This window comes from Planococcus sp. 1R117A (assembly GCF_051417975.1).
Lineage (GTDB): Bacteria > Bacillota > Bacilli > Bacillales_A > Planococcaceae > Planococcus > Planococcus shenhongbingii.
Genome location: NZ_JBPRLO010000004.1, coordinates 367,795 through 379,174 on the forward strand (window position 1 = coordinate 367,795; position 11,380 = coordinate 379,174).

Consider the following 11,380-nt stretch of genomic DNA (forward strand, 5'->3'; position numbering starts at 1 on the left):
GAGCGAATATGGTCCACAAAATCGAAAATCAATACAAAGAAATACTTAATCAGTACATGCAGCGACAATCGGAACAAAATCTGTATGTTGGCCAAAATTTCAGCCGCCAGCTTATTTCTGAAAATATTTCTCCAGAAGAAGTAATCAGCGTCCATAAAGCGGCGATGCAGGAAATTTATAAGGACCTGCCGGATGTTGTCTGGCATTCCTTTGATTTTCTGATTGAAATGATGATCAATTATGGCTTAGCGCTTCAAGAACGGCAAAGTCTTTTGCAGCGCCAGGAAGAAATACGGGTGGAAATGGATCTGGCTGCGAATGTCCAGGAAACATTGCTGAAAACAAAGTTGCCTGCCTTGAAAGGGCTGGATATCGGGCTGCTTTCTATTCCTGCGCGTAAAATGAATGGAGACTACATATACTTTATCAGTGATGAAGATGGCCATGCCGGAATAGCGGTTGCCGATGTAATCGGCAAAGGGCTTCCAGCGGCGCTTTGTATGTCCATGGTGAAATTCGGAATGGACAGCTTGAACAATTCTCCCGCCAGTCCAAGGGAAGTGCTAGGGGTTATTAATCGTGTCGTTGAGAAAAGCATCGACGATTCCATGTTTGTTTCTATGTTTTATGGCCGATATGATGCCCATAGTGCCTCATTGACTTATGGATCTGCGGGTCATGAACCGGCACTTTTGTACCGTGCAAAAACAAAGGAATTTGTTGAGTTGTATGCAAAAGGGCTTCTCCTTGGTGTTTCTCCGGCAGCCACTTATGAAGAGCATACGGTTCAGCTTAAAGACAATGACATGGTCATTATGATGACCGATGGAGTAACCGAAGGCCGCACTGATGAAGGATTTATCGAGCGTGATGTGATTTTCGAAATGATCGAAAAGAAAAAAGACGAACCCGCTCAAGCGATTGTCCAATACGTTTATGACGAGCTGGAACGCATGCAAAATGCAGAGTTGCGGGATGATTTTACACTAGTGATTTATAAAAAAGTCTAATCCTAGGTTTAAGAACCGCTTTATGGTGGTATTTAAACTTACGATGGCTTTTTTAAGTTAAACCGAATTAAAGAAAAACGGGGTGTCAAATAGATGAATATTCAAGTGGAACTAGAAGAAACGGACAATAAGTTAAAAGGCTTTATACGCGGGGAAATAGACGCGCATACAGCACCGGTTCTTCGGGAAAAATTAGAAGCATTTCAGAATCAAGAAGGTATCAACGCAGAATTGGATCTTTCTGACGTTAACTATATGGATAGTACAGGATTGGGAGTTTTTGTGGCATTCTATAAATCAGTAAATGCCAAAGGCGGCCATGTAAAGCTGACAGGGCTCTCGTCTCGTTTAAAACGATTATTCGACATAACTGGTTTGGGCGAAATTATGGACATCGAATCAGTTGGAAAAGGTGGTAATTGATATGCGTCCTTTCGATTATGTTGAAATGAGGGTACCTGCTAAATCACAATACGTAGGAGTTGCGCGCTTGACGATCTCTGGTTTGGCGAGCCGTATAGGTTTTACATTTGATGATATCGAAGATTTGAAAATCGCTTCAAGTGAAGCAGTAACAAATGCGGTCCAGCATGCTTATTCAGAAGGTGAAGAAGGCGAAGTTGTCATTGGATGTGCCCTATATGGAGACAAAATTGAGATAATGGTTGCCGATCACGGGCAAAGCTTTGATTTTGAGGAAACAAAAGCGAAGGTAGGTCCTTATCATGACCAGGAAGAAGGCGCTTTTCTTCGTGAAGGAGGTCTTGGCCTGTACTTAATCGAAACCTTAATGGATGAAGTAAAAGTCCATCATCAGGAAGGCGTTACAGTCTTCATGACAAAGTATGTTGGAGGAGAGCAGGTGGAAGAGGATGTCGAAACGATCTCATCCTAATCAGCCAACTAAAGAGCAGGTGCTTGAGTGGATCGAGGCTTATCAGAAAAACGAAGATGAAGAAGCCCAAACAATGCTAGTGATGAATTACAAACGGCTTGTCGAATCTATTGCACGTAAATATTCGAATGGTAAATCTTACCATGAAGATATTGCGCAAGTGGGCATGCTAGGGCTTCTTGGAGCTATTCGGCGTTATGATCCTTCGTTTGGAAGAAGTTTTGAAGCATTTGCGGTACCCACCATTATTGGAGAAATTAAACGTTTTCTTCGGGATAAAACATGGGCAATCCATGTTCCTCGTCGAATCAAAGAATTGGGACCACGAATTAAATCGACCGTTGAAGTATTAACGCGTGAACTGCAACGTTCGCCACAAGTCTGGGAAATCGCTGAGTATCTGGATGTTGATGAAGACGACGTACTAGAAGCAATGGAAATGGGCAAAAGTTATCAAGCTTTATCCATGGACCATTCACTGGAAGCCGATTCTGACGGCAGTACAGTGACTTTATTTGACGTTGTAGGCCAAGAAGACGATGGATACGAAAAAGCGGATCAGCGCATGCTTGTAGCGAATGCGATGAATGTGCTTTCTGAACGGGAAAAGCAGATCATTCAGTATACCTACATAGAGCAGCTGAGCCAAAAAGAAACCGGGGACAAACTCGGAATTTCTCAAATGCACGTCTCCCGCTTGCAGCGCAAAGCAATCAAGAAACTTCAAGAAGCTATTTTGGCAGCTGGCGGAGTGTCGTAGTGGAAAAAATACAGCATAGTTTTGTCGATGCTTTTATTTTCAATGAAGCAAAAAAAGGAAATTATGAATCTGGCGATAGTTACCATACCGTATTGACAGATGATTATTTCATTTGCTCCATAGCCGATGGTCTGGGTAATGGTCCTGTGGCGCGAGAATCTTCACAGGTCATTCCTCAAATTCTGGAAGAATATCACCATGAAACAATTGATGAACTGATGAAGCGGTTCAATGATTTAATGGTCCAAAAACGTGGAGCAGCTGTAGCTATTTTTAAAGTGGATTTTAAGAAAAAAACACTCGAATACAGCTGCGTTGGAAACATCCGGTTCTATTTATACCGGAAAGGGACAGACGAAATGATTTATCCATTGCCTGTAATGGGCTATTTATCTGGACGTCCGCAAAAACTGCGAACCCAGCTTTACACTTATGTGGAAGATGATTTGTTCCTGATCCATTCAGATGGAGTGGAACTGCGAAATCCGAAAGCAATGATGCGCCAAGCTGGAATTCCCGAACGTTTATATTATGATATTTTGCGTTCGATTCAAACCGGAGATGACGCAACGTTTATAGCTGGAAGCCTGCTCAAATGAGTTGGCTTCTTTTTTTTGTCTTCTTTTAGCGATAAAAGCCTTTCATAAATCCGATAAAATTTACTTAAAATTCTGACAAAATAGAGTGTTTTTACTTCTATATATTGAAAGCGCTTTCTCATAAACTTCTATATATCAACGAATCTCGGATATGGCCGATGCAAAATGGCTCATTGTCCGCAGGCGCTTGCAACTGCAAAAAAACTTTAGGGAAATGGAGAGGGCAATGGGCGAGTTGGAGACGGGGAAAAGCTGCAAAGGAGGGCGGGAATGGGACGATTAGAAGGGAAAATTGCCATTATAACAGGAGCTGGAAATGGCCAAGGCCAGTATGAAGCGGAATTATTCGCTAAAGAAGGAGCAAAAGTGGTCGTGACAGATATCGATTACGAAGCAGCCCAGCTCACCGCATCGGCGATCAAACAAGAAAATGGCCAGGCGTTTGCCCTGCAGCACGACATAGCCAGTGAAGAAAATTGGAAGAGTGTCATTTCAAAAACTCTTGAAAAGTATGGTCGAATTGATATTTTGGTGAACAATGCCGGCATTCACGCTGAGACAAAAATGGCCGATATTTCATTGGGTGAGTGGAACAACATGCTCAACGTCAACCTTACCGGAACGTTTTTAGGGATTCAAGAAGTTATTTCCCCTATGAAAGAAAATGGAGGAGGTTCTATTGTCAATATTGCTTCTATTGCAGCATTAAGAGGAGGGAGTTTTGCCCACTACAGTGCAGCTAAAGGAGGGATTCGCTCTTTAGGCAGGACGGCGGCCATTGAATATGCGGAAGACAAAATTAGAGTCAATACCGTATTTCCTGGGTTGATTGCCACGGATTTAGTGAAAGAAGCGCTGGAAAACGAACATACCCGCAAAAACCTGTTTGATCAATTGCCGATGAAACGGATTGGGGAAATTGAAGATGTGGCATATGGAGTGTTGTATTTAGCGTCTGATGAGTCGGGATTTGTCACGGGATCGGAACTCGTTATTGACGGCGGCACGATGGCCGGCGCGAAACTAATCGAATAATCGAGGAGGATTGATGGAGATGGGTTTATTAAAAAAAGGGATTAAGTACGAAACAAAACTGGTGATGCTCTTTTTCGTAGCTTGGGGCTTTTTGTATTTGGATAGACAAGCCATATCGATGTTAATGCCAATGATCATTGAAGATATTGCACTCAATAATACTAAAATTGGTCAAATCAATATGTGGCAAACAATTGGTTTCGCTATTTCTGCACCAATTTTTGCCGTACTTTCAGACCGGTTGGGGCATAAGAAACAAATCTTGTTTTGGGCTACACTTGTCACTTCAATTCTTGCCCTGATTACCATGTTCGCAGGTTCTTTCAACTATTTGCTGATCGTACGGACTTTGCTTGGGGCAAGTGAAGGAATTATCCTTCCAATCTCGATTTCGATGTTGGCGGCAGTTTCACGTCCAACTACTCTTGGCAGAAATATGGGGCTCGTCTATGCGGGAGCAGCGGTGATTGGTGTAGCTATTGGACCGGTTGTCGTCACGCAATTAGGTGAACTGTTTGACTGGCGCTATGCCTTCTTATTCGTCAGCGTGCCTAGTTTTATCGCTGCCTTATTAATGCTGAAAGTCGTCAAAGAAGTTGAGATTTCTCCAACTGCTGTTGCAGGAACAAGCGCAGTTACAGTCAGCACCATTTTAAGCGGCTTGAAAAACAGAAATATCCTGATCTGTACACTCATCAGTGTATTCTGCATGGGTGCCATGTGGACATTCAACTCGTTCCTGCCGCTTTACTTGACTCAAATCAGCATGTTATCCATTACGCAAATGGGAATTGTCTTCTCATTATTCGGTTTGCTGACAATCATGTGGCAAATTTTCATTCCTTATTCTTCCGACAAAATCGGCAGAAAACCGGCAATGACAGGATACTTGGCAATGGCGATGGTCACGCCGCTTGTGCTTTTCCTTTTCCCGAATTCAGCTGCAAGCTTAGTGATTTTGGTGCTGTTCGGTGGAATTATCCTGGCAATGAATACCATCTACCAAAGCATCATTCCGGTAGAAAGCGTTTCTCCTCTGGTCATGGCTTCTGCTAATGCGCTCATTATGGGAGTAGGGGAATTGATCGGTGCTTTCTCGATTGGATTCTCAGGAGTCTTAGCAGATGCGTATAGCCTGACAGCAGTTATGCTCGTCGTTCCGATTTCTTACTTTATCGCTTTCCTGATTTCTTTCGGTTTGATCGAAACCTTAAGAACGAAATCAGTTGCTAAAGAACAAGCTTTGGCAAAAGCAACTCCAGAAGCGTAAGTTTCTCAAATTGAAAAGAGGTTGCTGATTCCCCAATGGCAACCTCTTTTTTTACAGTACAGAAAGAGGTGGGTGCATTGAAGCGTTTAAAAGATAAAATAGCAATTGTTACAGGGAGCACATCCGGAATCGGTGAAGCGACAGCCAGGCTGTTCGCGGAAGAAGGCGCAAAAGTGGTGATTGCCGGACGAAGGAAAGAAAAAGGAGAACAAGTAGCAGCCGAAATCCGGAAAGACGGAGGGGAAGCCATCTTTATCCAAGCGGACATGACGCAAGAGGAAGACATCCAAAAGCTTGTTAATTCTTCTATTGAAGCTTTCGGGAAAATAGATATCCTTGTGAATAATGCAGGCCGGATCATCGAAAAGCCTTTTATTGAACTGACGCAGGAAGACTGGGATCAGTTTGTCGCACTGGACGCGTTTTCTTATTTCAGAATGATGCAGCTTGTGCTGCCCCATATGGAGAAGCAAGCGTCCGGAAATATCGTCAATGTGACTTCGCTTGCAGCAATCAGCGTCATGCCGACTCACGCTTTATACAGCTTTGTAAAAGCAGGGATTACGCATATGTCAAAAGTGGTGGCAGCAGAATACGCGGATAAAGGAATTCGCGTGAACTGCCTGCTGCCTGGAGTGGTCTATACAGAAATGATTGCAGATAACCCGAATACGCCGCATATGGAAAAAATCATTCCGATGGGCCGGATGTCGACTTCAGAAGAACAAGCGAAATCGATTTTATTTTTAGCATCTGAAGATTCTTCCTATATGACGGGCACTTCAATGGTGGCAGATGGAGGCATCCGCGGAATTTAACTAACTAAGGGGGACAAAGGGATGTTTTTAAAAAATCAAGTAGCGTTAATCACAGGCGGAGCAAAAGGCATGGGAGAAGCGACGTCCAAACTATTTGCGGAAGAAGGCGCAAAAATTGTCATTGCAGATTTGGATTTTGATTCAGCAAAAAAAGTAGCGGCAACCATCAATCATTCCGGCGGTACAGCCCGCGCTTACAATAAAGTCGACGTGACCGACAAAAACACGATCAAGCAAACGATTGAAGCGGCGATTGAGGAATTCGGCAAGATCGATATTCTCGTCAATTGTGCAGGCGGTACGATTGGCGGCGGCAACGGCAATACGGAAAACTTGGATATGGATGACTGGGAAAAAACGATGCAGCTGAATTTGAACGGTACGCTTTATCCGATTCTTGAAGTATTGCCTTATATGAAAAAACAAGCGTTTGGACGGATTGTGAATTTCTCTTCAATGGGTGCCTTCGATGCCTATACAGTCGTTCTTCACTATCACGCTGCCAAAGGAGCGGTGGAAAGTTTAACGCATAACTTGGCATTTGAACTAGCCCCGGCAGGAATAAATGTAAATGTCATTTCGCCTGGCCCTATTATGACGCCATTTTGGGAAGAACTTCTGCCGGCGGGAGAGGCCAGAGACCGGTTTTTCCAAGATTTATCGGCAAAAGAAGTACCGATGAAACGGATGGGAACAGCAGAAGATATCGCCGGTGTCTGCTTGTTTTTAGCCTCAGGTCTCTCGAACTTCGTCACTGGCCAGAAAATTTATGTGGGAGGCGGAATGGGCAATATTCTGTCCCATAACTCGACCTTCTTGATGACCAATGAGAATTCAATTGTGAATAAATAACTGGAAATGCTTAAAGTGAATGAAACGGGAGGGAGCCTGCTCAAATGAGTTGGCTTCTTTTTTCTGTGTTAAAATAAAGAGGAAACGAAGGGAAGTGTTCTTATGGAAATGCAGCAAATTCATGCGTTGATCGCCAAAGAAACGGGTGTAAGGCCGAATCAGGTTGGGCAAGTTATCGCTTTAATCGAGGACGGCAATACGGTTCCGTTTATTGCGCGTTACCGGAAAGAAGCCACCGGGTCGCTCGATGAAGTACAGATAAAAGCCATCGACGACCGCTATACATATATCCAGAATTTAGAGCAGCGGAAAATAGAAGTGGTCCGTTCCATTACGGAACAAGAAAAAATGACTGAAGAACTGGAAAAGGAAATTATGGGCGCTACGGTTTTGCAGCGCGTAGAGGACTTATACCGTCCTTATAAACAAAAACGCCGGACCAAAGCAACAATTGCTAAAGAAAAAGGACTGCAGCCGCTTGCCGATTGGCTAATGGAATTCCACAAAGAAAACCCGCTGACAAAAGCGGAAGCGTTTATCAATGAAGAAGCCGGGATCCAGACAGCGGAAGAAGCGATTCAAGGCGCGCAGGATATCCTCGCTGAATTATTTGCAGATGATCCGGATATCCGGGAAAAGGTTCGCTACATGACCCGTAAAAACGGCACCATCGCCACCGCCGCCAAAAAAAGCCACGAAGACGAAAAACAAGTCTTTGAAATGTATTACGAGTACGAAGAAGCGATCCAGAAAATTGTACCTCACCGGATTTTAGCGATTAACCGCGGAGAGAAAGAAGACGTATTGAAAGTATCGATCAATCCGCCAATCGACCGCATTTTAACTTTGATGAAAAACAAATGGATCAAAGCAACTTCAGAAACGGGCGAGATTGTAGCGGCTGCCATTGAAGACAGCTATAAACGATTGATCCAGCCATCAGTCGAGCGTGAAATCAGAACAGAGCTGAGCGAAAAAGGGGAAACGCAAGCCATTCACATTTTCTCGGAGAACTTGCGCAACCTGTTATTGCAGCCGCCGATGAAAAACAAGATGGTGCTGGGGGTAGACCCGGCATACCGCACCGGCTGCAAACTGGCAGTGATCAATGAAACCGGCAAATTGCTGGAAGTGGCTGTTATTTATCCGCATGCTCCTAAAAACGATCAAGCCGGAGCAAAAAAAGTGATGAAGCAGCTCGCTGCGAAATACCCGATTGAAATCATGGCCATTGGAAACGGGACGGCTTCCAGAGAAACCGAGCAGTTTGTTGCCGACTTCATTTCTGAAAGCGATCAGGACATTTCCTATGTCATCGTCAATGAAGCGGGAGCGAGTGTATATTCCGCATCTGACATTGCCCGTGCTGAATTCCCGGACCTGCAAGTGGAAGAGCGGAGTGCCGCTTCGATTGCGAGACGCCTGCAAGACCCTTTATCGGAATTAGTGAAAATTGATCCGAAAGCTGTAGGGGTAGGGCAATATCAGCATGACGTGTCGCAGAAGAAATTAGCGGACCAGCTGACATTCGTTGTCGAAACGGCAGTAAACCAAGTTGGAGTGAACGTGAACTCGGCATCGGCTTCTTTATTGCAGTATGTGGCAGGGTTAAGCAAGACAGTGGCGGAAAACGTCATCAAAGTTCGTGATGAGAACGGGCGGTTTACTTCCCGGGCACAACTGAAAAAAATTCCGCGGCTTGGTGCGAAAACCTATGAACAAGCCATCGGGTTCCTGCGGATTCCAGAAGGCAAAAATCCGCTGGATGCAACTGGCATCCATCCGGAAAGCTATGCTGTCGCGGAAAAGCTATTGAATTTGGTCGGAGCGGATAAAAAAGACGTCGGCAAACCCGGAGTGGCGGAGAAGCTGGAGGCTCTTTCGCTTTCAGAATTGAGTGGACAATGGGATGTCGGTGAAGTGACGTTGAAAGATATCGTCGATGCGCTGAAAAAGCCGAACCGTGATCCACGTGATGAATTCCCGCAGCCGTTATTGAAGAACGACATTTTGAAAATGGAAGACTTGCTGCCGGGCATGGAAGTGGAAGGAACGGTGCGCAATGTCGTAGATTTTGGGGCATTTGTGGACATTGGCGTGAAGCAAGACGGGCTCGTCCATATCTCGAAATTGAAAAAAGGCTTTGTGAAACATCCACTGGAAGTTGTAGCGGTCGGAGACATTGTTACCGCGTGGGTGGAAAAAGTAGAAAAAGACAAAGGGCGCATTGCGTTAACCATGCTGCCGCCAAAAGAACAAATCGAATAGGGTTAAAAAATGCCCATGCACAGACAGCCGCTTCTTGTTAAAATAGAAGCGGCTGTTTTTAATTGAGAAAAGAAATAGGTGAGTGACGATGACCAATAACGAACTGACAGAACTGATAAAAGAAATCTCCCATTCTGTATTCCATAAACCGTTCCGCCATGAAGGGATTTTCAATGCGCGTTTACGAACGACAGGCGGGAGATACCTGTTGCGGTCGCACAACATTGAAATCAATCCTAAGTCATATGAGAAATTCGGTTTCTCTGAACTTGAGGGAATCATTAAACATGAATTATGCCATTACCATTTACATATAGAAGGAAAAGGCTATAAACACCGGGATGCCGATTTCAGAATGCTGCTAAAAGAAACCGGTTCTCCACGCTTCTGTTCTTCAGTAGAGCCAAGATTAGAAAGAAAGCCGGCTAAACGCTACGTTTACGAATGCGTGGCATGCAATACGAATTACATGCGGAAGATCCGGATGAATGTGGAAAGATATCGCTGTGGACGATGTTCCGGAAAGCTTTCTCTGAAATAATAAAAAGAAATGCAAAAAGGTGTTGACGTTTCCTTAATACCTCTCTATAATAGAAAAAGTCGACAAGTACTTAAACAGTTCTTGAAACACTATTCCGAAGTAGCTCAGTGGTAGAGCACCGCACTGTTAATGCGATGGTCGTAGGTTCGAGTCCTACCTTCGGAGCCATTAAGGCCCCTTGGTCAAGCGGTTAAGACACCGCCCTTTCACGGCGGTAACACGGGTTCGAATCCCGTAGGGGTCACCAATCATTTTAATAGCAATAGAGTAATATTGTTATTTTAAAATACATACTTAAAGAGTTTCTTACATATCTTAAAAGTAAATGATATTGTCGCGAGTAGAGCAAATCGCTGAACGAAGACAGCGATTAACACCGAAGCAGCCGAAGGCGATGCAGGTGTCCATTACAAAACGCGCGTAACAGAAACAAAGTATCACCTATATTATTGTCGCGGGGTAGAGCGACGAGCCGCACGAAGACGGCGAAGTAACATCGAAGCAGGCGCAAGCCGATGCAGATGTCCATCAACCGAGAAGCGTCAAAGAATCAAAGTGTCATCTATATTATTGTCGCGGGGTAGAGCAGTTCGGTAGCTCGTCGGGCTCATAACCCGGAGGTCGCAGGTTCAAATCCTGCCCCCGCAACCAAAATGGTCCCGTGGTGTAGCGGTTAACATGCCTGCCTGTCACGCAGGAGATCGCCGGTTCGATCCCGGTCGGGACCGCCATTTTATTGGGGTATAGCCAAGCGGTAAGGCAACGGGTTTTGATCCCGTCATGCCCTGGTTCGAATCCAGGTACCCCAGCCATTTTTATTCCGATCTAATTGAAGACAACGTAATAATTATTTAAAAGGAAAATCATAAAAAGATATTGACATTAGAGTGTCGAAGTTCTATAATAGAATTTGTCCCTAAAATAATTTATGCGGTCGTGGCGGAATGGCAGACGCGCTAGGTTGAGGGCCTAGTGGGAGAAATCCCGTGGAAGTTCGACTCTTCTCGGCCGCACCATACGCAATGCGCCCGTAGCTCAATTGGATAGAGCGTCTGACTACGGATCAGAAGGTTGTGGATTCGACTTCTGCCGGGCGCGCCATATTTTTTCTTTCTAACTTTTATATGCGGGTGTAGTTTAGTGGTAAAACCTCAGCCTTCCAAGCTGATGATGAGGGTTCGATTCCCTTCACCCGCTCCAAAATTCTTAAAACCTAAAACCTGAACCTTGAAAACTGAACAGCAAAACGTCAACAAAAATTGTTGAAGCGCCTTGGCGCGACAACGAATTTTCTGCGAGGATCGTCGCAAAGCGATCCGAGCAAAACACTAC

Annotated in this window: 11 protein-coding genes and 8 tRNA genes; all 19 read left to right on the top strand. The window is 44.6% G+C overall.

Annotated features, from left to right (window positions below; genetic code table 11):
* The first annotated feature begins 8 nt into the window (after window positions 1–8).
* The 19 genes from ACSFXN_RS14620 (at window position 9) to ACSFXN_RS14710 (ending at window position 11,248) form a co-directional block, all read left to right on the top strand.
* Window positions 9–1,010 carry a PP2C family protein-serine/threonine phosphatase gene (locus ACSFXN_RS14620; RefSeq protein ID WP_437150813.1) on the top strand — a complete coding sequence of 334 codons (1,002 nt, stop codon included), beginning with the start codon at window positions 9–11 and terminating at the stop codon, window positions 1,008–1,010.
* Window positions 1,011–1,103: 93 nt separating this feature from the next.
* Complete coding sequence (locus ACSFXN_RS14625; RefSeq protein WP_437150814.1) at window positions 1,104–1,433, top strand: anti-sigma factor antagonist; 330 nt, start codon at window positions 1,104–1,106, stop codon at window positions 1,431–1,433.
* Window position 1,434: 1 nt separating this feature from the next.
* Window positions 1,435–1,905, top strand: a complete 471-nt coding sequence (gene rsbW, locus ACSFXN_RS14630; RefSeq protein ID WP_300991334.1) for an anti-sigma B factor RsbW — start codon at window positions 1,435–1,437, stop codon at window positions 1,903–1,905.
* A complete protein-coding gene (gene sigB / locus ACSFXN_RS14635) occupies window positions 1,883–2,665 on the top strand; it encodes an RNA polymerase sigma factor SigB (protein WP_036807353.1) in 783 nt (260 codons plus the stop codon). The genes rsbW and sigB overlap by 23 nt, the downstream gene beginning before the upstream one ends.
* Window positions 2,665–3,264: a PP2C family serine/threonine-protein phosphatase gene (locus tag ACSFXN_RS14640; protein WP_301857060.1), complete on the top strand. Its 600-nt coding sequence runs from the start codon at window positions 2,665–2,667 to the stop codon at window positions 3,262–3,264. The genes sigB and ACSFXN_RS14640 overlap by 1 nt, the downstream gene beginning before the upstream one ends.
* 270 nt (window positions 3,265–3,534) lie before the next feature.
* Window positions 3,535–4,299, top strand: coding sequence for an SDR family NAD(P)-dependent oxidoreductase (locus ACSFXN_RS14645; RefSeq protein WP_437150815.1), 765 nt, complete (start codon window positions 3,535–3,537; stop codon window positions 4,297–4,299).
* A 19-nt stretch (window positions 4,300–4,318) separates the two neighbouring features.
* Window positions 4,319–5,569, top strand: a complete 1,251-nt coding sequence (locus tag ACSFXN_RS14650) for an MFS transporter (protein WP_437150816.1) — start codon at window positions 4,319–4,321, stop codon at window positions 5,567–5,569.
* Between the two features lie 77 nt (window positions 5,570–5,646).
* The gene (locus ACSFXN_RS14655) at window positions 5,647–6,387 is read left to right on the top strand and encodes an SDR family NAD(P)-dependent oxidoreductase (RefSeq protein ID WP_437150817.1); all 741 of its coding nucleotides are present in this window, start codon (window positions 5,647–5,649) and stop codon (window positions 6,385–6,387) included.
* A 21-nt stretch (window positions 6,388–6,408) separates the two neighbouring features.
* Window positions 6,409–7,239: an SDR family NAD(P)-dependent oxidoreductase gene (locus tag ACSFXN_RS14660; protein ID WP_437150818.1), complete on the top strand. Its 831-nt coding sequence runs from the start codon at window positions 6,409–6,411 to the stop codon at window positions 7,237–7,239.
* Window positions 7,240–7,341: 102 nt separating this feature from the next.
* Window positions 7,342–9,507, top strand: coding sequence for a Tex family protein (locus tag ACSFXN_RS14665; protein ID WP_437150819.1), 2,166 nt, complete (start codon window positions 7,342–7,344; stop codon window positions 9,505–9,507).
* Between the two features lie 88 nt (window positions 9,508–9,595).
* Window positions 9,596–10,048 carry a SprT family protein gene (locus ACSFXN_RS14670; protein WP_437150820.1) on the top strand — a complete coding sequence of 151 codons (453 nt, stop codon included), beginning with the start codon at window positions 9,596–9,598 and terminating at the stop codon, window positions 10,046–10,048.
* 93 nt (window positions 10,049–10,141) lie between these two features.
* Window positions 10,142–10,216, top strand: a tRNA-Asn gene (locus tag ACSFXN_RS14675).
* A 4-nt stretch (window positions 10,217–10,220) separates the two neighbouring features.
* Window positions 10,221–10,295 (top strand) — tRNA-Glu (locus ACSFXN_RS14680).
* Window positions 10,296–10,622: 327 nt separating this feature from the next.
* Window positions 10,623–10,699, top strand: a tRNA-Met gene (locus ACSFXN_RS14685).
* A gap of 4 nt (window positions 10,700–10,703) precedes the next feature.
* Window positions 10,704–10,779: transfer RNA gene (locus ACSFXN_RS14690), tRNA-Asp, on the top strand.
* Window positions 10,780–10,785: 6 nt separating this feature from the next.
* Window positions 10,786–10,860 (top strand) — tRNA-Gln (locus tag ACSFXN_RS14695).
* A gap of 118 nt (window positions 10,861–10,978) precedes the next feature.
* Window positions 10,979–11,064, top strand: a tRNA-Leu gene (locus ACSFXN_RS14700).
* Between the two features lie 8 nt (window positions 11,065–11,072).
* Window positions 11,073–11,149 (top strand) — tRNA-Arg (locus tag ACSFXN_RS14705).
* Window positions 11,150–11,174: 25 nt separating this feature from the next.
* Window positions 11,175–11,248: transfer RNA gene (locus ACSFXN_RS14710), tRNA-Gly, on the top strand.
* The last annotated feature ends 132 nt before the right edge of the window (window positions 11,249–11,380 follow it).

Excerpts from the sequence above, each read along its gene's own strand:
- ACSFXN_RS14620 (WP_437150813.1), top strand. The coding sequence starts at position 9 with ATGGTCCACAAAATCGAAAATCAATACAAAGAAATACTTAATCAGTAC.
- ACSFXN_RS14625 (WP_437150814.1), top strand. The coding sequence starts at position 1,104 with ATGAATATTCAAGTGGAACTAGAAGAAACGGACAATAAGTTAAAAGGC.
- rsbW (WP_300991334.1), top strand. The coding sequence starts at position 1,435 with ATGCGTCCTTTCGATTATGTTGAAATGAGGGTACCTGCTAAATCACAA.
- sigB (WP_036807353.1), top strand. The coding sequence starts at position 1,883 with ATGTCGAAACGATCTCATCCTAATCAGCCAACTAAAGAGCAGGTGCTT.
- ACSFXN_RS14645 (WP_437150815.1), top strand. The coding sequence starts at position 3,535 with ATGGGACGATTAGAAGGGAAAATTGCCATTATAACAGGAGCTGGAAAT.
- ACSFXN_RS14650 (WP_437150816.1), top strand. The coding sequence starts at position 4,319 with ATGGGTTTATTAAAAAAAGGGATTAAGTACGAAACAAAACTGGTGATG.
- ACSFXN_RS14660 (WP_437150818.1), top strand. The coding sequence starts at position 6,409 with ATGTTTTTAAAAAATCAAGTAGCGTTAATCACAGGCGGAGCAAAAGGC.
- ACSFXN_RS14665 (WP_437150819.1), top strand. The coding sequence starts at position 7,342 with ATGGAAATGCAGCAAATTCATGCGTTGATCGCCAAAGAAACGGGTGTA.
- ACSFXN_RS14670 (WP_437150820.1), top strand. The coding sequence starts at position 9,596 with ATGACCAATAACGAACTGACAGAACTGATAAAAGAAATCTCCCATTCT.